At 57.3% G+C, this 23,137-nt stretch carries 21 protein-coding genes and 1 tRNA gene; 20 read left to right on the top strand and 2 right to left on the bottom strand.

Features of this window, described 5'->3' with window-relative positions; all coding sequences use genetic code 11:
* Positions 1-37 precede the first annotated feature (37 nt).
* The 3 genes from panC (at position 38) to SADFL11_RS15240 (ending at position 2,871) form a co-directional block, all read left to right on the top strand.
* A complete protein-coding gene (gene panC / locus SADFL11_RS15250; RefSeq protein ID WP_008189702.1) occupies positions 38-889 on the top strand; it encodes a pantoate--beta-alanine ligase in 852 nt (283 codons plus the stop codon).
* Positions 890-927: 38 nt separating this feature from the next.
* The gene (panB, locus tag SADFL11_RS15245; RefSeq protein WP_008196380.1) at positions 928-1,737 is read left to right on the top strand and encodes a 3-methyl-2-oxobutanoate hydroxymethyltransferase; all 810 of its coding nucleotides are present in this window, start codon (positions 928-930) and stop codon (positions 1,735-1,737) included.
* Positions 1,738-1,809: 72 nt separating this feature from the next.
* The gene (locus SADFL11_RS15240) at positions 1,810-2,871 is read left to right on the top strand and encodes a bifunctional transcriptional activator/DNA repair enzyme AdaA (RefSeq protein WP_008191014.1); all 1,062 of its coding nucleotides are present in this window, start codon (positions 1,810-1,812) and stop codon (positions 2,869-2,871) included.
* A gap of 90 nt (positions 2,872-2,961) precedes the next feature.
* Here the strand turns inward: SADFL11_RS15240 and SADFL11_RS15235 are convergent.
* Positions 2,962-3,051, bottom strand: a tRNA-Ser gene (locus SADFL11_RS15235).
* A gap of 437 nt (positions 3,052-3,488) precedes the next feature.
* Between SADFL11_RS15235 and SADFL11_RS15230 the strand changes: the two genes are divergently transcribed.
* From SADFL11_RS15230 to fdhF, 17 genes are all read left to right on the top strand, one after another.
* On the top strand, positions 3,489-4,085 hold the full coding sequence (locus SADFL11_RS15230; protein WP_008190592.1) for a 50S ribosomal protein L21: 597 nt from the start codon (positions 3,489-3,491) through the stop codon (positions 4,083-4,085).
* 56 nt (positions 4,086-4,141) lie between these two features.
* Positions 4,142-4,411, top strand: coding sequence for a 50S ribosomal protein L27 (rpmA, locus tag SADFL11_RS15225; RefSeq protein ID WP_008192734.1), 270 nt, complete (start codon positions 4,142-4,144; stop codon positions 4,409-4,411).
* Positions 4,412-4,552: 141 nt separating this feature from the next.
* The gene (locus tag SADFL11_RS15220) at positions 4,553-5,158 is read left to right on the top strand and encodes a GNAT family N-acetyltransferase (RefSeq protein ID WP_040451371.1); all 606 of its coding nucleotides are present in this window, start codon (positions 4,553-4,555) and stop codon (positions 5,156-5,158) included.
* Positions 5,155-5,724, top strand: a complete 570-nt coding sequence (locus tag SADFL11_RS15215; RefSeq protein WP_040452771.1) for a GNAT family N-acetyltransferase — start codon at positions 5,155-5,157, stop codon at positions 5,722-5,724. Before SADFL11_RS15220 ends, SADFL11_RS15215 begins: the two co-directional genes overlap by 4 nt.
* Entirely contained in the window at positions 5,721-6,266 is a 546-nt protein-coding gene (locus SADFL11_RS15210; protein WP_008188584.1) for a GNAT family N-acetyltransferase, read from the top strand. Before SADFL11_RS15215 ends, SADFL11_RS15210 begins: the two co-directional genes overlap by 4 nt.
* Before the next feature lie 46 nt (positions 6,267-6,312).
* Positions 6,313-7,359 (top strand): GTPase ObgE, encoded by a 1,047-nt coding sequence (gene obgE / locus SADFL11_RS15205; protein ID WP_008191334.1) that lies wholly within the window; start codon positions 6,313-6,315, stop codon positions 7,357-7,359.
* A complete protein-coding gene (gene proB, locus SADFL11_RS15200) occupies positions 7,359-8,498 on the top strand; it encodes a glutamate 5-kinase (RefSeq protein WP_040451373.1) in 1,140 nt (379 codons plus the stop codon). The genes obgE and proB overlap by 1 nt, the downstream gene beginning before the upstream one ends.
* A gap of 52 nt (positions 8,499-8,550) precedes the next feature.
* Positions 8,551-9,831 (top strand): glutamate-5-semialdehyde dehydrogenase, encoded by a 1,281-nt coding sequence (locus SADFL11_RS15195; protein WP_008195335.1) that lies wholly within the window; start codon positions 8,551-8,553, stop codon positions 9,829-9,831.
* Positions 9,828-10,457 (top strand): nicotinate-nucleotide adenylyltransferase, encoded by a 630-nt coding sequence (locus SADFL11_RS15190; RefSeq protein WP_008192911.1) that lies wholly within the window; start codon positions 9,828-9,830, stop codon positions 10,455-10,457. Before SADFL11_RS15195 ends, SADFL11_RS15190 begins: the two co-directional genes overlap by 4 nt.
* A gap of 235 nt (positions 10,458-10,692) precedes the next feature.
* The gene (rsfS, locus tag SADFL11_RS15185; RefSeq protein ID WP_050776181.1) at positions 10,693-11,076 is read left to right on the top strand and encodes a ribosome silencing factor; all 384 of its coding nucleotides are present in this window, start codon (positions 10,693-10,695) and stop codon (positions 11,074-11,076) included.
* Positions 11,077-11,159: 83 nt separating this feature from the next.
* The gene (rlmH, locus tag SADFL11_RS15180; protein ID WP_040451375.1) at positions 11,160-11,642 is read left to right on the top strand and encodes a 23S rRNA (pseudouridine(1915)-N(3))-methyltransferase RlmH; all 483 of its coding nucleotides are present in this window, start codon (positions 11,160-11,162) and stop codon (positions 11,640-11,642) included.
* 282 nt (positions 11,643-11,924) lie between these two features.
* Complete coding sequence (locus SADFL11_RS15175) at positions 11,925-13,205, top strand: murein hydrolase activator EnvC family protein (protein ID WP_008193151.1); 1,281 nt, start codon at positions 11,925-11,927, stop codon at positions 13,203-13,205.
* Positions 13,202-14,533 (top strand): S41 family peptidase, encoded by a 1,332-nt coding sequence (locus SADFL11_RS15170; protein WP_040451378.1) that lies wholly within the window; start codon positions 13,202-13,204, stop codon positions 14,531-14,533. Before SADFL11_RS15175 ends, SADFL11_RS15170 begins: the two co-directional genes overlap by 4 nt.
* Before the next feature lie 103 nt (positions 14,534-14,636).
* Complete coding sequence (locus SADFL11_RS15165; protein ID WP_209002618.1) at positions 14,637-15,788, top strand: divergent polysaccharide deacetylase family protein; 1,152 nt, start codon at positions 14,637-14,639, stop codon at positions 15,786-15,788.
* Positions 15,789-15,844: 56 nt separating this feature from the next.
* Complete coding sequence (locus SADFL11_RS15160; protein ID WP_040451382.1) at positions 15,845-16,375, top strand: RNA pyrophosphohydrolase; 531 nt, start codon at positions 15,845-15,847, stop codon at positions 16,373-16,375.
* 138 nt (positions 16,376-16,513) lie between these two features.
* Positions 16,514-18,190: an NAD(P)H-dependent oxidoreductase subunit E gene (locus SADFL11_RS15155; protein ID WP_008189663.1), complete on the top strand. Its 1,677-nt coding sequence runs from the start codon at positions 16,514-16,516 to the stop codon at positions 18,188-18,190.
* The gene (fdhF, locus tag SADFL11_RS15150) at positions 18,187-20,955 is read left to right on the top strand and encodes a formate dehydrogenase subunit alpha (protein ID WP_008192275.1); all 2,769 of its coding nucleotides are present in this window, start codon (positions 18,187-18,189) and stop codon (positions 20,953-20,955) included. Before SADFL11_RS15155 ends, fdhF begins: the two co-directional genes overlap by 4 nt.
* Positions 20,956-21,024: 69 nt before the next feature.
* On the opposite strand, the gene SADFL11_RS15145 is transcribed toward fdhF, so the two are convergent.
* Complete coding sequence (locus SADFL11_RS15145) at positions 21,025-23,136, bottom strand: hypothetical protein (RefSeq protein WP_008191063.1); 2,112 nt, start codon at positions 23,134-23,136, stop codon at positions 21,025-21,027.
* Position 23,137 lies beyond the last annotated feature (1 nt).

Below are 23,137 nucleotides of genomic sequence, written 5' to 3'. Positions count from 1 at the left end.
AGAATAAGGTCCCGACAAGGGATTGGGAGGAGAGCCAATGAGGATCTGCCGGACCAAGGCGGACATGCGTGCCCTCGTGCGCGCCTGGAGACAGAGCGGAGAAACCACGGCTGTTGTTCCGACAATGGGATATCTGCACGAAGGTCATTTGTCGCTGGTTCGCAAGGCAAAAATCGAGGCGGACCGTGTTGTCACTACGATCTTCGTCAATCCGACCCAATTCGGTCCGAACGAGGATCTGGCGACCTACCCGCGAGACGAAGACCGCGATCTCTCGCTCCTGCGCGCCGAAACCGTGGACGCTGTATTTATGCCGAGCGTCGATGAAATGTACGGCGATGGCGGTGATACTTATGTCGAAGTGCCTGGTTTATCGGCCATCTTGCAGGGGGCTTTGAGGCCCGGACACTTTCGGGGTGTCTCAACGGTCGTCACCAAGCTTTTCAATATCGTCACGCCGGATATCGCCGTTTTCGGCGAAAAGGACTACCAGCAGCTCATCCTGATCAAACAAATGGTACGAGATCTCGATGCGCCACTGGAAATACTCGGACATCCGACGGTGCGGGAAGCCGATGGCCTCGCCATGTCTTCGCGAAATGTTCGGCTGACGGAAGATCAACGTATAGAGGCGGTGGCACTGAGCCAGTCCCTGGATAAGGCCGAGCAACTGGCAGAGACAGCACCGCGGATTGATGACCTTGAAGCGGCCGTCCGCAGCGTCCTTTCGGACGCGCCGTCCGGACAGATTGAAAGCATTGACATCGGCGATGCCGAGACCCTTGCCGAGCTAAGCGGCGCGCTGGACAGGCCTGCCGTTATCCTTCTCGCCGTCCGCTTCGGATCCGTCCTTTTGATCGATCAACGCGTTGTCAGACCAGCAGCCTAAATCCAGCAATCGGTCGCTATTCTCAAGGAGCTCGGACCATGAGTACTCAGAAACAAATCCGCCGCATCAGCGCTCCGCAGATCGCCAAGCGCAAAGGCGTGGAGCCGATTGTCTCTTTGACCTCCTACCACGCGCATACTGCGGCGATTGTCGACAAATACGCGGACTTTATTCTGGTGGGCGACAGTCTTGGCATGGTCATGCACGGGATGGAGTCCACCGTTGGTGTTTCGCTCGACCTGATGATAATGCACGGCAAGGCAGTCGTTCGCGGGACACAGCGCGCGCTGGTCGTTGTCGATATGCCCTTCGGCACCTACGAGGAGAGCCCGGCCGAGGCGTTTCGCAATGCAGCCCGAGTTATGAAGGAAACCCAGTGCGGTGCCGTCAAGCTGGAGGGCGGGAGGCGCATGGCGGAAACGATCCGCTTCCTGACCGAACGCGGCATCCCGGTCATGGCGCATATCGGTCTGACACCTCAATCCGTGAACGTCATGGGCGGCTTCAAGACACAAGGGCGGGAAGAAGAAACCTGGTCGATCCATGAAGAAGACGCCAAAGTGGTGGCCGAGGCCGGTGCCTTTGCGCTCGTCCTGGAAGGCATGGTCGAACCGCTCGCAGCGAAGATCACAAAGCAGATCCCAATCCCGACGATTGGCATTGGCGCCTCGGCCGAATGCGACGGACAGATCCTGGTTCTTGAAGACATGCTGGGTCTCAATCCCACGCCGCCGAAATTCGTCAAGGTCTATGGCAATCTTGGTGGCCAGATCGAAGCGGCAGTGAAATCCTATGCCGATGAGGTCAAAGACCGCAGCTTTCCGTCAGAAAAACAGGTTTACCGCTAAGCTGGCCCCGCGTTTCAAATAAACGCCCGATTTCCGGCTGCACCGCTTCCAGCTTCGTCTTATGGTGCCGGAATGCTGAAGATCAGACCTGATTTCGATACACTTTATGAGGCGCTCCTGAACCGGGATCCGTCCTATGACGGGCGGATGTTCGTCTGCGTGGCATCCACCGGCATCTTCTGCCGGTTGACCTGTCCGGCCCGCAAACCCAAGCGCGAAAATTGCACATTTCATGAGACTGTCGCTGAATGCATCGATGCCGGTTTCCGGCCCTGTAAGCGCTGCAAGCCGACGACTCCGGAGGCTAGTGCGGATCCGGTCATCAAGGCATTGATATCGGAACTTGAAAGACGCCCGGCCTATCGCTGGGGCGAACCGGATTTGCACCGGATGGGGTTGGACCCGTCAACTGTGCGCCGGTCATTCAAGAGGCACTTCGGTATGACCTTCCTGGAAATGGCGCGCCAGCGGCGTCTTCAGGAAGGCTTCTCCGCCTTGGCGGATGGCGGCAAGGTGATTGAGGCGCAGGTCTCGGCCGGATTTGACTCTGCCAGCGCGTTCCGGGAGGCCTTTGCAAAAACCTTAGGTCAGGCACCAGGTGCGTTTTCGACAGATCCGCTTTTAAAGGCTGACTGGGTTTCGACGCCGCTCGGGCCCATGATCGCGATCGCGGATCAATCCAAACTGCATCTCTTGGAGTTTCTAGACCGGAAGGCCTTACCTTCGGAAGTCAAGAAACTGCAGCGCAATGCCAACGGCAGTCTTGGATTTGGCCGGACGAAAATCATCGACCAGATCCAGGATGAGTTGACGGGTTTTTTTGAGGGCAGGAAAGCAGTGTTCGAGACACCCTTGGCGCTGCACGGCACGCCCTTCACCCGGGATGTCTGGCGTGAACTCCTGAAAATTCCTGCAGGTGGTATTCGCAGCTACTCGGAGGTGGCGCATGCGCTCGGGCGGCCGGAGGCGGTGCGGGCCGTTGCGCGTGCAAACGGTGCCAACCAGATCGCTGTCGTCATTCCCTGCCACAGGGTTATGGGCGCAGACGGATCCCTCACCGGCTATGGCGGAGGCCTCTGGCGCAAACAAAAACTGATCGAGTTGGAACGCAGCTATCGGTTGGCTGATTCATAGCACGGCATTTATTTGCGTGGGAACGGGGGCAAAGTCCGTACCTGGAACCACGTGCTCAAGCAGCCAAAGGCGGTAGCGCAAGGATAAGAATGGCGGAGAGAGAGGGATTCGAACCCTCGGAACGCTTGCGCGCTCAACGGTTTTCGAGACCGCCCCGTTCGACCACTCCGGCACCTCTCCGCTAGACTTGAACGTTTGCTTGGGGCTCAAGTGGCGCGGAACATAATCAAGCCATCCTGTGGACGCAAGGGGGCAGAGTGAACGGGCCTTATATTTTCCTGAAATATAAAAAGGAGCGCTCAAAAGGGGCTGAGCTACCAACGGCCGCGTCAGCTGACGTCAGCGCGGGCCTGGGTTCTTTAACAAGTCTTAGCACTAAAGCGTTGACTCTAGGCTTTCTGCGAGTATATTCCGGCCAGCTCGGGAAAGATCATTTCTCGGGCTTTGTTCGTCGTTCAAGGCCTGCAGGGCTGTTCTGCTATCCAAGCAAACCCCGCGTAAAGTCCTTGTTCCTCTCAGGGAAACCTGACTGGGCAGGCGCCTCGGTTCGACAAGATAGGCAGTCACAGCAATACCGCTGAGGTCTGTTCAAAAACGAAAAGAAGGACGTGCGAGACATGTTCGCAGTGATCAAAACTGGTGGCAAACAGTATAAAGTTGCCGCTGACGACCTGCTAAGGGTCGAAAAACTCGACGCCGAAGCCGGCAGCACCGTAACGTTCGACGAAGTGTTGATGGTTGGCAGCGAGACTGACACGACTGTTGGTGCTCCGACCGTTGAAGGCGCCAGCGTTGTTGCAGAAGTGGTCGATCAGGGCCGCAACCGCAAGATAATCATTTTCAAGAAGCGCCGGCGTCAGAATTCGCGCCGCCGCAACGGCCATCGTCAGGCGTTCACCCTCGTTAAGGTGACCGACATCCTGACCGGTGGTGCAAAACCGGCCAAGAAGGCTGCGCCGAAAACGGCAGCGCCGAAGGCTGAAGCCAAGGAAGACGCACCGGCTGCAGACGCTGGCGCGGACGACCTGAAGAAACTGGACGGCGCTGGCCCGGCTGCTGTGAAAAAACTGAACGAAGCTGGTATCACGACCTTCGCTCAGATCGCAGCCATGAGCGCTGACGACATCGCTCGCGTTGAAGAAGAAACCGGCCTGAAGGGCAAGTTCGAACGCGGTAACTGGGTTGAGCAGGCGAAAGAACTGGCAGGCAACTGAGCCGCTGTTTCTTAAATCCTGACGTCTAACTATTCGAAGAACGAGGAGTTCTAACGATGGCACATAAAAAGGCAGGCGGTTCATCCCGCAACGGCCGCGACTCAGCTGGCCGCCGTCTTGGCATCAAAAAATATGGTGGCGAAGCCGTAATTCCGGGCAACATCATTGCACGTCAACGTGGCACCACCTGGCATCCTGGCACCGGCGTAGGCATGGGCAAGGACCACACCATTTTTGCGACCGTTGAAGGCAAAGTTGAGTTTCAGGCGAAAGCCAACAAACGAACTTTCATCAATGTGGTCCCAGTGGCGGAAGCTGCGGAGTAAAGCCGACGTGACGTTTCGAAGCGCCGGTGTCCCAACCAGACCCCGGCAATTCGAGACAGGTCAGCAACCAAGACCAGTCAAAGATCCAAGGGGAAGGTGGGGCACCATCTTTCCCTTGATTTGTTTTGGCTGGAGGAAAAAATGGTTGTTGAAAGTGATGGTCTGTTAGACGAGAGCAGTTTGTACGCGGCCCCGTTGCCGCAGGAAGCGGTTCATGTGCGGCTCGACACGCCGCGTGTGGACGATTTGGCAGATTTGGTGTTCCTGGCGAACAACAAACAGGTGGCGGCGAATCTGTCCACCATGCCGCATCCTTTCACGGCGCAGGATGGCCGCGCGCTGATCGAAAAGGCTGAGCGCAACCGTCCGCTGAACGCCGGGTTTGCGATCCGGTTGAAAAGCACGGGCCGCCTCATCGGCTTGACCCGCTATGCCAATGTAGAGCCGGATGGCCCTTTGCATATTGGTTATTGGCTCGGCGAACCCTTCTGGGGACGGGGCTATGCAACCGAAGCGGTTCATGCACTCGTTGATCATGCCTTCACGCATACAGACGCCGAAGAATTGCAGGGCTCTTGCCGGGTGACCAATCCGGCCTCGCGCAGGGTTTTGATCAAATCGGGTTTCCAGTATCGCGATCAGTCGATGATCCGGTCGCTTGGGGCGGGCGGGTCTGTGCCGATCGAGCGGTACACCCTTGAAAAAGCTGTTTGGAAATCTCTGAAAGGATGGGGGCAGGGCCGATGATTACGTTGCCAGAATTGAAGTCACGCCGTCTGGTTCTTCGGCCGCTGACCGCCGAAGACGCTTCGGCAATTGCACAGCTTGGCGGCAAGGATTTTGAAATTGTGCGCTGGCTGAGCGGTGTGTCCTGGCCGTTTGCGGAAGGCGAGGCAGAAGCCTATCTGGATACGGTTGTGGGCGTGGATCCGCTTACACACGAAGCGGCCTTCGCGATCACCCTGGGCGGTGTTTTCATCGGTGTTGTCAGCGTCATTGCGCCTGGTGATCTCGATGAACTGCCGGATGCGCCTTCAATCGGGTATTGGATCGGGCGGGCCTTTCAGGGGTATGGCTATGCTTCGGAAGCTGTTGAGACCGTTCTGGAGTGGGGTTTTGAAATTTATAAATCCGATGCGATTGGGGCGCGGGCATTTGAAGAGAACACCCGGTCCCGCGGTTTGTTGCGCAAGTTCGGGTTCAAGCCCTATGCCATGACCGAGCGGTATGCCAAGGCGCTTGACCGGAAGGTCTCGAATGTCGTCGTCTGCCTGGAGCGGTCTGACTACGAAGCCAGACGGCAAGTGGCATGATACCGTCAGAGATCCGGACCCGGCGGCTGGTGCTCCGGCCGCCGCGGAGGGATGACCTGAATGCCTGCGCTGCGCTTCTGGGAGACTTCGAGGTCGTCAAGATGCTGTCCCGGGTGCCGTATCCGTATGATCTGGAGGGCGGACGGGCATTTCTTGATAGGGCGGCTGCGAGCTGGAAGGCACCGGAGCAGGCCGATGAACTGCCCTTTCATATTGACCATGATGGTCAAATGATCGGTGCGGTGAGTTTTCGGAAGTTGCAGGAAACGCCCCGGATCGGCTATTGGCTGGGGCAGCCCCATTGGGGACAAGGGTTTATGAGCGAAGCCGTTCTGGCTGCGCTGCAATGGCTTTTCCGGACAACGGGTCACAACCGGGTTGTCAGTGAGGCAATGAAGACAAACGCCGCGTCGTTGGCGATTATGAAAAAAATGGGCTTTCGCCAGATTGGAGAAAGCCTCTGTGACAGTGCCGCGCACTCTGGGCCAGTGCCGACCTTGCAAACCGAATTGATGTGCGCAGACTTTACGACCGGTCATTGATCGAGACGAAGATCATGTCCTGGTCCAGGATGAAAAGAGTACGAAAATGAAATTCCTCGATCAGGCAAAGATCTATGTGCGATCAGGAAACGGCGGTGCGGGTTGTGTCTCCTTCCGCCGGGAAAAATACATTGAATACGGCGGTCCCGACGGTGGCGACGGCGGCAAGGGGGGTGATGTCATTGTCGAATGCGTTGATGGCCTCAACACGCTGATCGACTACCGCTACCAGCAGCACTTCAAGGCCGAGACAGGCATTCACGGGATGGGCAAGAACCGGACAGGCGCCCATGGCGGCGATGTAACTCTGAGGGTGCCGGTCGGAACGCAGATCCTGGAAGAGGACAATGAAACCATCATCGCCGATCTGACGGAAGTCGGCCAAAAGGTTCACCTTCTGAGGGGCGGCAACGGCGGTTTCGGCAACGCGCACTTCAAGTCTTCGACAAACCAGGCGCCGCGCCGAGCCAATCCGGGTCTTGAAGGCGAAGAAAAATGGATTTGGTTGCGCCTGAAGCTTATCGCGGATGCTGGTCTGGTCGGTCTGCCGAACGCGGGCAAATCCACCTTCCTGGCGACCGTCTCTGCAGCTAAGCCGAAGATCGCCGATTATCCGTTCACCACCCTGCATCCGAACCTTGGTATCGTGCAGATCGACGGCAACAGTTTTGCAATGGCTGATATCCCGGGGCTGATTGAAGGTGCCCACGAAGGCACTGGCCTTGGTGACCGGTTCCTGGGTCACGTGGAGCGCACCCGTGTCCTCCTGCATCTGGTGGACGGCTCCGGTGAAGAAGATCCCGGCGAATCCTATAAGGTTGTTCGCGGAGAGTTGGAAGCCTATGGAGCTGGACTAACCGACAAGCCTGAGATCGTGGCGCTGTCGAAATGCGATGCCTTGACTGAGGATATGATCGCTGAAAAAGCGGCGAACCTGGAAGCGGCTTGCGGTCAGAGACCCTTGATCCTGTCATCTGCAAGCGGTCTGAACGTTGACCGTGCACTGCGCATGATCGTGCGGGCAATCGACCGAGACAAGGAAGAAGCAGCCAACCAGGTCCCATCTCCCGAACAGGAGGGGTGGCACCCCTGATGTCGGCGCAGCGGTCTCTTAAGAACCACAGCCGGATCGTGGTCAAGATCGGCTCGGCGCTGCTTGTGGGCAATGGTGCGCTTAGGAAAGACTGGCTGGAAGCCCTGGTCGCCGATGTGGTTGATTTGATCGATGCCGGTGGTGAAGTGCTTCTGGTATCGTCTGGGTCAATTGCGCTTGGCCGCGGCATCCTTGGTTTGCCCAACGGACCGCTCAAGCTGGAAGAAAGCCAGGCGGCGGCAGCGACTGGGCAGATCGCCTTGGCCAAGGCCTATGCGGAAGCGCTGGACGCGCACAATCGAAGAGCGGGTCAGATTCTTCTGACGCTCGGAGACACAGAACAGCGCCGCCGCTACCTGAATGCTCGGGCCACCATTGGAACCCTGTTGAAGCTCGGTGCGGTGCCGATCATCAACGAAAACGATTCCGTTGCGACGTCCGAAATCCGGTATGGCGACAACGACCGGCTGGCCGCCCGCGTGGCGACCATGGCGAGTGCCGATTGCCTGGTTCTTCTATCGGACATTGATGGTCTTTACACCGCGCCGCCGCATTTGGATCCGTCCGCGGTGTTCTTGCCGGAAGTCTCCCGGATTACGCCAGAGATCGAGGCAATGGCCGGAAGTGCCGGGTCCGAACTTTCCCGTGGCGGAATGAAGACCAAAATCGATGCCGGGAAAATCGCAACAGCCGCTGGCACAACGATGGTCATCACATCGGGCAAGGAACTCAACCCGCTGAAACGCCTGAACGAGGGCGCACGGGCCACCTGGTTCCCCGCATTGGCGACACCGGCAAGCGCCCGGAAAGCCTGGATTGGCGGGACGTTGGAGCCACGCGGCGAAATCGTTCTGGACGCGGGTGCCGTTCGTGCCCTGAAGTCCGGAAAAAGCTTGTTGCCTGCCGGGGTGACCAGCGTTTCCGGCCAGTTCAGCCGTGGCGACGCGGTTAAGATCCTCGCGCCGGACGGTGCAGTGGCCGGGCGTGGTCTCATTGCCTATGACATGGATGAAGCGCAGCTGATTGCTGGCCGCAACAGCCGCGAAATCGAAGCAATTGTCGGATATCCGGGCCGGGCCGAGATGATCCACCGGGATGATCTTGTGCTCGAAGATGGCTTTTTGAACGGAACTAGCTAAAAACACCAATTCAAGATGGCGCTGATACGTGCGCCAAACGGGAGTTGAAGGAATGCTGGACAAGGTTGAGGCACTGTCGACAGAAGCTTTGATGGCGGAGATCGGCACGCGGGCGCGGGCAGCTGGCCGGGTGCTTGCCAATGCTCCAACCAAGGCAAAAAACAACGCCCTCATGGCGATGGCGAAAGCGGTCCGGGCTGCAACGCCGGAAATCCTTGAAGGCAATGCCAAAGACGTCGAAGCGATGAAAGCCAATGGCCAGACTGCTGCTTTTCTTGACCGCGGCACACTGACTGAAGAGCGCGTTGAGGCGATTGCCAAAGCCCTAGAGGACATTGTCGCGCTGGACGATCCGGTTGGGAGCGTGATTGCGGCATGGGAACGGCCGAACGGTCTCAAGATTGAACGGGTCCGCACACCGCTCGGTGTGATCGGTGTGATTTACGAAAGCCGTCCGAATGTGACCGCCGATGCCGGAGCGCTGTGCCTGAAGGCCGGCAATGCAGTCGTACTCCGTGGTGGATCTGACACCGTGAACTCCAACAAAGCCATTCACGCAGCGATGCAAAATGGTCTGAGTGAGGCCGGTTTGCCGGAAGATGCGATCCAGATCGTGCCGGTAACCGACCGGGCAGCCGTTGGTGAAATGCTGCGGGGATTGAACGGAAACCTCGATGTGATCGTTCCGCGTGGCGGGCGCAGCCTGGTCGAACGGGTTCAGACAGAGGCGCGTGTTCCGGTGTTCGCGCACTTGGAGGGACTCGTACATATCTTTGTCGACAAGGCAGCTGATCTCGAAAAGGCCGTGTCGATTGTGACGAATTCCAAGCTGCGCCGCACCGGGATCTGTGGCGCTCTGGAAACACTGCTGGTTCATAAAGACGTCGCTGAAAGCCACTTGCCGGCAATTCTGGATGCCTTGAACGCAAATGACTGCGAAATCCGCGGCGATGCCGAAGTCCAGAGCATTGGCTCAGGTGTCTTGGAAGCAAGTGAAGAGGATTGGTCAACGGAGTATCTGGACAAAATCCTCTCTGCGATGATTGTTCCGGATCTCGATGCTGCCATCGCGCATATTGCAAAATACGGGTCCAATCACACCGATTGCATCATCACCGAGGATCAAGCCGCCGCGGACCGGTTTCAGGCGGAAGTGGATTCGGCGATCGTGTTGCACAACGCCTCGACCCAGTTCGCGGACGGTGGCGAATTCGGGATGGGGGCGGAAATCGGGATCGCCACAGGGCGGATGCATGCGCGCGGGCCCGTTGGCGTCGAGCAATTGACAAGCTTCAAATACAAAGTGCACGGGACGGGCCAAATCCGTCCATGAGCAAATTGTCCTCCAGCCAGGGCCGTCATCAGGACTGGTTGAAATTGCCCCATTGTGAAGCGGGTAACCGGATCGGCGTTTTCGGTGGGTCGTTCAATCCGCCGCATTCCGGTCACAAGATGGTTGCCGACACTGTTCTGAAGCGTCTTGGGTTGGATCAAGTTTGGTGGTTTGTCACACCGGGTAATCCTCTGAAGAGCCATTCGGAGCTGGCGCCTCTTGAGATGCGGCTTCACTTGACGAGTGCGTTGTCCAATCATCCGCGGATGAAAGTCACCGCTTATGAGAAGGTGCTGGGCACACCCTACACCGCCAAGACACTGCAGGCACTGCGGTCTAGAAACCCGTCGGTCCGATTCGTTTGGGTCATGGGTGCTGACAATCTGGCAGGGTTTCATCATTGGCAGGATTGGCGAGGGATTCTCGGCACCGTACCGGTCGCAGTCGTCGACAGACCGGGTGCATCGCTGTCGGTGTTGTCGTCGCCAATGGCAAAAGCCTATGAAAAATATCGGCTTCCAGAAGAGGATGCGGGTCTTCTTCCCGATATGGACCCTCCAGTATGGACGTTTCTGCACACCCCCTTAGATCAGACTTCGTCCACGGAGTTGAGGCGCAAGAGGTGACAGACAAGCCAATCAGCCTCGTGAAATTTCCGTTGTCTTGAAATTGCCAACTCAGACGCGGTATTATGTGGTGTGGCTGCTAAAGGGGCGGCCGCACATTGGTCAACCGGCCTGTAGCCAAAACGGGTGACGTGCAAAGTCGGACAATCATGTTCGTGACGACGTTGGACACAGGCCATAAAGACAGCGAAAGGCATTCCACCTGACCATGTCCCTTGAAAGCGGGCGGACAGAAATGTCCACTCCTCTGAAGGCTTCCGTAAGTGCAGACCTTACGGCCGGCCTCCTCGATACGGTTCTCGCGAGTCTGGAAGACTCCAAGGCAGAGGACCTTGTTACTCTCGACATCGCAGGAAAAAGCTCCCTGGCCGATCACATGGTGATTGTGTCCGGCCGTTCACATCGTCATGTCGGGGCGATCGCGGATCATTTGCAACGTGACCTGAAAACTGCAGGACACGGCAATGCGACCGTTGAAGGGCAAACCACCTGTGATTGGGTCTTGATCGATGCCGGTGATGTGATCGTTCACATCTTCCGTCCGGAAGTCCGTGGTTTCTACAATCTGGAAAAGATGTGGGCCCCGGAAGAAGACGACGCACCGCAGTATATCGGCTGAACCGGGCACGAGGGTTCCTTCCAGGAGCTCCGTGATATTGTCGAAGCAGTAGTGGCACCGGATAATCGTCCGGCGGGGATCTGATGCGCTTCTCACTTATCTGCATTGGCCGCATGAAGGCTGGTGCGGACAAAGATCTTTTCGACCGGTACATGGACAGGGCGCGCAAGTCTGGCCGCGCGCTCGGAATTACGGATGTCGGTCTTTCAGAAATGCAGGAAAGCCGCGCTCAGCGCGCCGAAGATCGCAAGGCAGATGAAGCCCGGGCGATTGTGGCGTCTCTATCGCCTGGCGCAAAGCTGGTCGTGCTGGACGAACACGGCAAGAACCTTACCAGCCCGGCCTTTTCTGAGCGTTTGGAAAAGTGGAAAGATGACGGCGCGCCGGATATCGTTTTTGCCATAGGTGGTGCCGATGGGCATGGGCAAGAGGTTTTGGCCCGCGCCGATTTGAAGCTGGCCTTTGGGGCGATGACCTGGCCGCATCAAATTGCCCGCATTCTTCTTGCGGAACAGATTTACAGGGCGATCACGATCCAGTCCGGCCATCCTTATCACCGCGTTTGATAAACAGATATTCAGTCATGAAACGCAGCGCCAGCATATCGCCGCATTCTGCCGATAGTGCTCATCATGCTGCGATTGGTGGATAAGGGCGCGGTGTTAACGATTTGGCCACTACGGTAAACACTTCGTTAACGCCATGCCGGTATCGCAGATCGTATGGCGTATTGGAGATCGCGCAACTTGAGATCAGATCCGGGCAGGGGATTTAGAAAACGGCGTTGGAAGCAAGCCGGCCATCCGGCATTTCTCAGCGGCTTTTTCGCCTGCGCGTTTTTATGGCCGATGCCTGGGTATGTCACCGAGACGGTAGATCCATCCGAGGTTGCGGTCAGCTCACCGGAAATTGAAGCTGCAATTGAGAAAAAGGCGAAGCGGGAGCAGGAACTCGCTGCACTCACGTCAGACATTACTGTCTCTTCGGATCGACAAGCGGCAATCGCCCGCGAAATTCAGTCTCTTGACCGGGACCGCGACACCCTTAATGCGAAGATCATCAACACAGCAGACACAATCCGCGGGCTTGAAACAGAGCTGACAGACACCGAACGACGGCTGCGCAGTCTCGGCGAGAATGAAGATGCTGTCCGCTTGTCCTTGATCGCGCGCCGCGATGTCCTAGCTGAAGTGTTGGCGGCACTGCAGCGGATTGGCCGCCGGCCGCCACCAGCATTGGCAGTTCGCCCGAGTGACGCTCTGTCCGCGGTTCGCAGCGCGATTCTTTTAAATGCAGTCATGCCGGAGCTGCGGGTGGAGACGGAGGCATTGGCCGCTGATTTGGAGGAGCTTCAGCGCTTGAAAACGGTCATCGCAGATGAGGAACGCCGACTTCGCGGTGATGCCATGCGATTGGCTGAGGAAAAGTCACGGCTGGAACTTCTCTTGAGCGCCAAAAGGCTGGAACATACCGAAACTGTCCGCAGCCTTGAGGATGAAAAGCGACGTGCAGCAGAATTGGCGGCAAGGGCAGGTTCGCTCAAGGAACTGATTGCAGACTTGGAATCAGAGATCGAAAGCGCCAGCGTGGCTGCTGAGAAATCCCGGCAGGCTGCTTTGGATCAAAACAGGACGCCGCGAGATACCGATCCGTTCTCGGATCCTGGCCGCTTGGCGCCTGCAATTGCTTTTGAGGATGCCAGGGGGCGTCTTCCTCAACCCGTATCCGGCACTGTGCTGAAGGATTACGGTCAAGAAGATGAGTTTGGCGGTGTGACGGAAGGCCAGTCAATCGCCACGCGCCCCGGATCGAATGTCACATCGCCAGCAGATGGATGGGTGGTGTATTCTGGTCCTTTCAGGTCGTATGGCCAGCTCTTGATCCTGAACACAGGTGACGGCTACCATGTGCTCCTGGCCGGAATGGACCGGATCGATGCGGAGCTTGGACAATTTGTTTTGGCCGGAGAACCGGTCGGTGTAATGGGCGCTACCCAATGGGCAAGCGCATCAACATTCGGTATGGGCTCGACCCAGCCGATATTATATGTTGAATTTCGGAAGGACGGCCGTGCGGTCGATCCCACACCATGGTGGGCACGCACAGAAGAAGAAAAGGCTCGCGGATGATACGGAAAGCTTCCTTGCTGCTGGCAGGTGCCCTTTTGGGGGCCGCGGCTGTGACAACCCTGTCCCAAATGCCATTCCATGTGTCAGGCGCAGCAAATGCTGCGGCCACAGACACATACCGGCAGCTGAATCTGTTTGGGGATGTGTTCGAGCGGGTTCGGTCGGATTATGTTGAAGTTCCCGACGATGCACAGCTTATCGAAAGCGCCATCAATGGCATGCTGACATCGCTTGACCCGCATTCCAGTTACATGTCACCGAAAAGCTTTCGCGACATGCAGGTGCAGACCCGCGGCGAGTTCGGCGGTCTTGGTATCGAAGTGACCATGGAAGACGGTCTGGTGAAGGTCGTTTCTCCGATCGACGAAACACCTGCGGCCAAGGCTGGTGTGTTGGCGGGTGACCTGATCACCTATATCGACGGCGAACAGGTTCAGGGTTTGACCCTGAACGAAGCTGTTGAAAAAATGCGTGGTCCGGTCAACACGGATATCGTGGTCACCATCCGCCGCGAAGGTCAAACACAGCCGCTTGATATCACGATTACCCGTGACATCATCCGCATCCGTTCGGTACGTTGGCGGGAAGAGGATGATGTTGGCTACGTTCGTGTAACCCAGTTCAACGAGCAAACCTTTGATGGCCTGAAAAAGGGACTTGAGGAAACCGCCAAAAATATTGGCGAAGAAAACCTCAAGGGCTTCGTGATCGATCTTCGAAACAATCCGGGTGGCCTTTTGGACCAAGCAATTGCTGTGTCCGACGCGTTCCTTGATCGTGGTGAAATCGTCTCCACCCGAGGCCGGGAAGCAGATGAAACCCAGCGCTATAACGCGCGCGCCGGTGACATCACAGAAGGCAAACCCGTTATCGTACTGGTTAATGGCGGCTCCGCGTCAGCGTCTGAAATTGTTGCGGGTGCATTGCAAGATCACCGGCGGGCAACAATTCTTGGGACCCGCTCCTTCGGGAAAGGCTCCGTCCAGACAATCATTCCGCTGGGTGCCAATGGAGCGATCCGCTTGACCACGGCGCGCTACTACACGCCATCAGGGAATTCAATTCAGGCCAAGGGCATCGTCCCGGACATCGAAGCTCTTCAGGAACTTCCAGAAGAACTCGTTGGCCGGGTAGAAACCCGCGGTGAGGCAGGTCTTCGCGGCCACCTTGAAGCCGAGGGTGAAGAACAGTCCGGAAGCCAGGCTTATATTCCGCCGGACCCGGAGGACGACACCCAGTTGAACCTGGCGCTTGATCTTCTTCGCGGCGTTCAGGTGAACAGCGCGTTTCCACCGATTGCTGACACTGCGTCGGTCCCGAAGAACTAAAACTTCAAGGTGCGCCGGACACGGCGCACTTTTCTCACTCGTTCTGCGTATCCAAAAACAATGATCATGCCGGCGCGTTGCCGGCGTAAAGGCACTGGACGATATGTCGAGCGAAGATCTCACAGCTCCCTTAGGAATGGGAAAGCGGCGGCTTGTCAGGCTGCCGTTTGGCCTCATTGGCGCAGGACTGATAAGTGTCGTCTTAACAACGGCGCTTATTTGGATTCTGGTGGTTGACGATCCGTATGGCGGGGAGCCGTTTGCTGTCTTGCCGCTTGATGAGGTTGTTGAAGGGATTACCTCCCAGGACATCGAGGTCGTCGAAATCCGCCCAACCGTGGGCGATGATCTCGGCCCAAATCTCCGCCAACAGTCCAGCGGTGACTATCTTGGTCCGCGTTATGAAATGATCATCCGTCCCGATGGGTTGGGGCCGGAGGCGCCAGTGACCGGATTGGCAATCAATCCAGATCCACGAGTGAGTGAACGCTCCGACTACGGCTTCCTGCCGATGGTCAGCGACGCTGGTGTGCGGCCACTGGATGCTTACGCGCGGCCAATTCAAACGCAGTTCACGTCTATTCCAAAAATCGCCGTCGTTGTGACCGGGCTTGGGCTGAGTGAGGCGGGGACGCAAAACGCGATCGACAGTCTTCCAGCTGATGTCACATTTGCGCTTGCGCCATATGGTTCGGATCTGGACCTCTGGATGCAGCAGGCCCGGATGAAAGGGCACGAGCTACTTCTCCAGCTGCCGTTGGAACCATTTGATTTCCCCGACAACGATCCTGGCCCGCACACCCTCCTTGTCAGCCTTCAACCGACCGAGCTCTTAGACCGGCTGGCGTTTTTGCTGACCCGCGCCACTAACTATGTCGGCGTGATTGGCGAAATGGGAGCCCGCTTCTCTTCGACCCGGCCGTCCATGCAGTACCTTCTGGAGAAACTTGAAACCCGAGGTCTGATGTTCGTCGACAACGGTACGACCTCGCGCAGTATTGCTGACGAGGTTGCTGGTGAGCTCAGAATGCCGTTCAGCGGTGTCGACGTTGTGCTCGATGAAGTGCCGCGGGAAAGCAATATCGACGCCAAACTTTTGCAGCTTGAAAGTGTCGCCCGTGCGCGCGGATATGCCGTGGCTGCTGGGTCTGCGCTACCTGTTACCGTCCGACAGCTGCAAGAATGGGTGCAGGATCTCGAGCAGCGCGGTTTGCAGCTTGTGCCAGTAAGTGCGACGATCGATCGCGACGAGTAGTATACGCGGCAGCGTCGAATCCACGGTTTTCTTTAGCGTATTGAGTGAGGTTTCTCGTGACAAAACTGGATCTTGGACCGGGTTATCCTGAAAGCGTGGATGGCCTGCCCTACCGCCCTTGCGTCGGGATCATGCTGATCAATCGGGACGGAAAAGTCTGGGTCGGCAGCCGGTCTCCGGAAGCCAACAAAAATGGCTACGATTACAAGTGGCAGATGCCCCAAGGCGGGATCGATGCCGGTGAAACGCCGGAAGAGGCCGCCAGGCGGGAACTCTATGAGGAAACGTCTATTCACTCCGTGACGCTGTTGGAAGAAGCGCCGGAGTGGTTCACCTATGACTATCCGGACGAGATTGCGCGTTCGAGCCGGAAGGGCAAGTATCGGGGGCAGGCTCAACGCTGGCTTGCCTACCGGTTTGAAGGATCAGATGGCGAGATCAACGTCTTGACCCCACCCGATGGGCATTCAGCCGAGTTTGAAGAATGGCGCTGGGAGGATGTAGCCCGGCTGCCAGAACTGATCGTCCCCTTCAAACGCCCGGTTTACGAGAAGGTTGTCGCCGCCTTTTCGCATCTGACGATATAAACCCAGAGCCCATGTTTTCGTCGGGTCTGTTGTTCCAAAGCGTCAGCTTTGGGATCGCGGTTGTCGTTTTTCAAACAGACAGGCCTGAGATCGCTGGATAACATCCGGCCAACGAAATCATTCTGGGAGTAAACGCCAATGTCTTTCGGCAAGGGGCTATCACGCAAGCCGTCCCAGCCAAAAGGGCGTCAATTGGAGGATGCGGCACTTACAGAAGTGCAGGCGCTGCTTGGAGAGGAGCCGCGCCGCCGCGATCTGTTGATTGAGCATCTGCACAAGATCCAAGACGCATATGGGTGTCTGGAGGCGCGCCGTCTGCGTGCGCTGGCAGAGGAAATGCGTCTTTCTCAGGCCGAGGTCTATGAGGTCGCGAGCTTTTATCACCACTTCGACATTGTCCGCGAAGGAGAGGTAAAACCAGCACCGGTGACTGTCCGGGTGTGCGACAGCATCACGTGCTCGCTCAAAGGCGCGGATGCCTTGGCGGCTTCCTTGGAAAGTGGCGTCGATCCGAGCAAGGTTCGGATCCAGAAAGTGCCGTGCATCGGTCGCTGTGCAGCAGCCCCGGCCGCTCAAGTGGGTAAGCGCGCCGTTGATCATGCAAATGAGATGTCTGTCCGCTCTCTTTTGTTTGAGGGAACTGTTGCACCGGATATCCCGCAATACACCGGCTTTGAGGCCTATCGTGCATCAGGCGGTTACAAGGTTCTGGAGCGGGTAAGGTCTGGCGAGCTGACCGCTGTATCCGTGGCAGATCTGGTTCTGGCCGCCGGTCTGCGCGGCCTTGGTGGCGCTGGTTTTCCGACCGGCACCAAATGGAAAATTGTCCACGATCTTCCAGGGCCGAAATTCCTGACGATCAACGGCGACGAAGGTGAGCCGGGGACTTTCAAGGACCGGTACCACCTGGAGAGCGATCCACACCGGCTCCTGGAAGGAGCTCTGGTTGCTGCCCATGCGATTTCTGCTGATCGGATCTATCTCTACATGCGGGACGAGTACCCTGCCGTTCTGGAGATTTTGAACACGGAAATCGAGGCACTGCGGTCAGCCGGGATCATAACTACGATCGACATCGAGATTCGACGGGGAGCTGGTGCGTACATTTGCGGCGAAGAAAGTGCGATGATTGAGTCGATCGAAGGCAAGCGTGGTTTGCCCCGTCATCGCCCGCCGTTCATTGCCCAAGTCGGTTTATTTGGCCGCCCAACCCTCAACCACAATATCGAAACACTTTTCTGGATCCGCGACATCGTCGAAAAAGGGCCGGAATGGTTTGCCGAACAAGGGCGTCGGGGTCACAAGGGTTTCCGGTCTTTCTCGGTATCGGGCCGTGTCAGGGAGCCGGGCGTGAAACTGGCTCCGGCGGGGATCACCATGAACGAACTGCTCGAAGAGTATTGCGGTGGTATGGAAGACGGCCACATCTTCAAGGGCTATCTGCCGGGCGGCGCATCCGGTGGGATCCTGCCAGCTTCGCTCGCAGATGAACCGCTTGATTTCGGCACGCTCGACAAGCATGGCTGCTTCATTGGCAGCCACGCGATTGTCGTTTTTTCCGATCAGGATGACATGCGCGATGCGGCCCTCAACCTGATGCGGTTCTTCAAGCATGAGAGCTGCGGCCAGTGCACACCGTGCCGATCTGGCACCGAGAAAATGGAAAAGCTGCTCGCTGATGGCGATTGGGATACGGACAAGATTGCTGATCTGGACGCAGTCATGCGCTCAGCGTCCATTTGTGGTCTTGGACAAGCCGCCAGCAACCCGGTGGCGTCCGTGCTAAAATTCTTCTCTGAGGAGTTTGAAGTATGAGCAACATCACCTTCTCACTCGACGGGAAAACCGTAACGGCCGAAGACGGCGAAACCATCTGGCAAGTCGCCAAACGCGAAGGCGTTGGCATTCCGCATCTCTGCCACAAAGATGCGCCGGGATACCGGTCTGACGGAAACTGCCGGGCGTGTATGGTCGATATTGAGGGCGAGCGCACTTTGGCTGCGTCCTGTATCCGCACACCCTCCGAAGGCATGGTTGTCCAGACGGCCACGGAGCGCGCGTCCAAGGCGCGCGAGATGGTGTTCGAGCTGCTCGCGTCTGATCAGCCGAGCCGCGATCAGCACCCGGACCCGCAGAGCGATTTCTTCAAGTGGTCCGATGCGATTGGTGTCACCTCCAGCCGTTTCGCGCCGTGCGAAAAGCCGGCTCAGGATGTGTCTCATCCCGCAATTGCCGTCAATCTCGACGCTTGTATCGCCTGTAATTTGTGCGAGCGAGCCTGCCGGGAAGTTCAGGTGAACGACGTTATCGGTATGGCAGATCGCGGGTCCCATACGACTCCGGTCTTTGACCTTGCCGATCCCATGGGCCTGTCCACCTGTGTTGCCTGCGGCGAGTGCGTCTCGGCCTGCCCGACCGGCGCGCTGATGGAGAAGAGCCTTCTCGATGCGGACGCGAAGACCCGGGAAGTCTATGCGGACAAAACCATCGACAGTGTGTGCCCGTTCTGCGGTGTGGGCTGTCTGACATCCGTTTCGGTCAAAGACGGCAAGGTCGTGAGCGTTGAGGGCCGCAACGGCCCAGCCAATGAAAACCGGCTGTGCGTTAAGGGCCGGTTCGGATTTGACTACGTGTCGAGCCCGGAGCGTCTGACAAAACCTTTGGTCCGCCGGGATGATGCCCCGAAGGATGTTGGCATTTCGCTGACCATCGATAACTATCTCGAGGTCTTTCGGGAAGCGAGTTGGGACGAAGCGTTGGATCGGGCGGCAATCGGCCTGAAGGCAACCTTTGAAACAAAAGGCGGTGCGGGCATCGCCGGATTCGGGTCTGCAAAAGGTTCAAATGAAGAGGCATACCTTTTTCAGAAATTGATCCGCCAAGGGTTCCAGACGAACAACGTCGATCACTGCACTCGGCTTTGCCATGCCTCGTCTGTTGCGGCGTTGATGGAAGGCATCGGCTCCGGGGCAGTCACGGCACCATTCAACGCGGCGGAAGATGCTGACTGCATGATCGTGATCGGCGCAAGGCCCGAACAGAACCATCCGGTCGCCGCGACCTACATCAAGCAGGCGGCAAAGAACGGCACCAAGCTGATCGTTATGGATCCGCGCGGTCAGGGGCTCATGCGCCACGCCGATTACGGGCTCAAGTTCAAGCCCGGGACGGACGTTGCCATGCTCAACGCCATCCTGAATGTCATCGTGACCGAGAAGCTCTATGATGAGCAGTATATCGCGGCGCATGTGGATGGCTTTGAAGCTCTGAAGGAAAAGATCCAGGACTTCACCCCGGAAGCGATGGAACCGGTTTGCGGCATTGATGCAGGCACCTTGCGCGAAGTTGCCCGGCTTTATGCGACCAGCCCGCGCTCGATTATCTATTGGGGCATGGGCGTTTCCCAGCACGTTCATGGCACCGACAATGTCCGCTGCCTGATCGCCATGGCTCTGACGACTGGTCAGATCGGCCGTCCGGGCACCGGGCTCCACCCGCTGCGTGGCCAGAACAACGTGCAAGGCGCCTCCGATGCGGGTCTTATCCCGATGGTTTTCCCGGACTACCGGTCCGTGGAAAACGTAGATATCCGGGCAGAATATGAAGATGCCTGGGGCCGTACACTGGACCCGGTTCGCGGTCTGACCGTCGTTGAGATCATGGACGACATCCTGGCTGGCGGCATTGAGGCCATGTACATCCAGGGCGAAAATCCGGCAATGTCCGATCCGGACCAGAACCATGCTAGAAAGGCTCTTTCCAGCCTGAAGCATCTGGTGGTTCAGGACATCTTTTTGACCGAAACCGCCTGGCATGCCGATGTGATCCTTCCAGCCTCCGCACACGCGGAAAAGCTCGGCACCTACACCAACACCAACCGTCAGGTTCAAATCGGCCGCCCTTGCGTGCCGATGCCGGGCGAAGCCCGCGCTGATTGGGAGCTGATCATCGCAATCGCCAACCGTCTCGGTCTCGACTGGTCCTATGATGGTGTTCCTGCGATCTACGAAGAAATGCGCTCCCACATGGCGTCCATCCAGAATATCTCCTGGGAGCGTCTGGAGCGCGAAGGCACGGTGACCTATCCGGCAGACAGCCCGGACAAGCCCGGCAACGAGATCCTGTTCGGTCAGTCGTTCCCGACGGCTGATGGCCGAGGCAAGATCGTGCCAACAGACTTGGTCCCGCCGGATGAAACGCCGGATGCGGACTTCCCGATGGTCCTGACCACCGGCCGGATGCTGGAGCATTGGCATACCGGTGCGATGACCCGCCGGGCGGCAGTTTTGGATGCGATCGAGCCGGAACCGGTTGTCTCGATGAACCCGCGCGACATCAAGCTTCAAGGCCTGGAGATCGGCCAACAGGTGACTGTGGAAACACGCCGGGGGGCGATCACCCTGACACTTCGAGCAGACCGCGACGTGTCGACAGGGATGATGTTTGTGCCCTTCTGTTTTTATGAGGCGCCGGCGAACTTCCTCACCAATCCGCAGCTCGATCCGTTTGGCAAGATCCCGGAATTCAAGTTCTGCGCGGCCCGGATTTCCGCGGCCGAACACCAGGAAGCTGCAGAATAAAACTCCAAACACCAAACAAAAAAGGGCGGCCCTGCGGCCGCCCTTTTCGTTTCTGCGTTTCCCGAAGTCTCAGTTTGCCTTGACCTGGACGTTCAGGAGGTTCGGCAGGGTCTGAGGTGCTGCCAAGCTGCCGACAATTTGCGCCAGCGGGACAGGTGCCTGAGGTTTGAGGCTCAAAGTGATCTCGCCTGGATTTTCAAGAAACTCTGAAACCGCCGATCGAACCATCTCGGTGAAAGCAGCATTTTGGATTGGCGCCGTCATTTCAGCTGCCTGCTCCGTCAGAGCCTCGCGGAATATATTGACCGGAATGTTCTGGTCATTGGCGATGTGAGCGAGACCGTTTTCGGTAACGCCGTCGTCGACAAACCGGATGCGTGCGTCGATGAACTGGGCAACGATCAATGCCATCTGACCCTGGCCCTCAGGATCTTCAAAAAGCTCTTTCGGAACATTGCCGAACCGCGCCGAAGCTTCTGCCCGTCCAACACCTTGCATTTCGAAAGTAAGCCGTTCGAGGTTGAGTTCCTTTGTGGCTTCGTCCCAATAAAGACGCGTTTCATCAGACCAGATGATCTCGGAGATCCCGAGCGCTTCCAAAAATGCTTCCACTTCCGGATCACCCAAAGCCTTCGCAGGGATCTGAATACCGTCGTTCTTGGCATAATAGCTAGTAGGGATGGGTGGCACCGTTGACGACATTCGCATTTCGGCACGGTTCACACTTGTGACACCGGCATCCGGCACCGCGACCTTAAGCCCCTCCACTTCATACGAAATCGAGTGCGGCATGAAGGCCCGAAGGACGTCCAAAGGGTTTTCCTCGCCATAATCGGGATTGTCGATCAAGGTTGCGATCATGCTTTCCATCGGAGCGAAGTCGGCAAATTCAATATCGCCAAGCGCGGCCCACTCCAGAGACATGGCTGCGCCCTCCGGCAGATCAGGGGCGGCAACACCGACAAGCATCATTTCCCCGATGCCATCAGAACTGACATTTGTCAGCGCGGCTTCTTTGATGGCCACCTTTGCCGGTGTGTCCACGCCTGCTTGCTCAATGCTGACGTCAACTCCGGAAACACGCGCGTCTGCGATAGCAAATGAGCGGTAGATCTGGAAAACATTGGTGATGATGTCGACAGGCTCCGGCCGATCTCCGGCGATCATATTGTCCATCAGGTCGAGGAAATCATTTTCGCGTTTAACGAAGGTCAGATCATCCATCGAGGTTCGATTGATCTTGAAGGCGATTGTGGTCCCATCGCCCAGATCCTGCCGGCTGGCATAATCAACCGCAGAAGCTGTTCTGATAACTGTGACTTCATCACCGGTCTCCGGAACATCCGGATCGAGCAGCGCAATCAGGGCGTTGGCATCCATGTCCTCGTAGACAGTCTTTCCCTGGGACGTTTTTTGGGTGAGCGCCTGCCCGCTGGTCTCATCGCGGGTTTCGAGGGTCTGGGTCATCTTGTCGAGCGAATAACGTGCGATCTTTCCGTTGACCGCACCGGCCATGAGGTACCCGTCCAGTTGAACGGTTCCAGACATGACCTGAGTTTCGGTCCCGTCTTCGTCAGCATATGCTTCCAGCGTCATGGCTGTCGTTTCGACCCGAACTTCATCATAGGAAGCTTGCAGGAGGGTTTTGAAAAACGGCAACCATCGGCTGGCTTGTTTATCCGGTTCTTCGGCAGGCAGTGCCGGTATGGTGAAACTGTAGTTTTCAGCTTTTGCCCCGGCCAGCCGTGCGTCAGCCAAAAAACGGCCTTCACCGTCAATGGCGGCTGATATGCTGAGGCTCGTGTCGTCTGAATATGACCAGCGGCTCGCGGAGAGAACGTTGTTGTCTTCGCTCAAACCTTCAATTGTCACCGTGCCCGATGACAAGGACAGGTCGTAGGAAAGGTTCGTGTTTTCGGAGGCATCTGCGTCAGCGTTATCACCGTCAAATCCCTCGGCAGGAAGGTCTGTGATAACGCCTTTGAACCCGAGACTGGCGTCCGAGATCGTGAGTGTATCTGTGGTGCCGTCATAGTTGATGGCACCGTCCTCAACGGTAAACCCAAGATCCCTCAGGCCGGCAACATAAGCGTTATAGGCTTCGAGCCCGGATGTTTGTGCGGTGGCCATTCCAGGCGCAATCGCGAGAGCAAAACCGGCCGAAAGCACGGTCGTTCTCATG

It is taken from the genome of Roseibium alexandrii DFL-11, from assembly GCF_000158095.2.
Lineage (GTDB): Bacteria > Pseudomonadota > Alphaproteobacteria > Rhizobiales > Stappiaceae > Roseibium > Roseibium alexandrii.
This window is presented reverse-complemented; position numbering and strand designations above follow the sequence as displayed.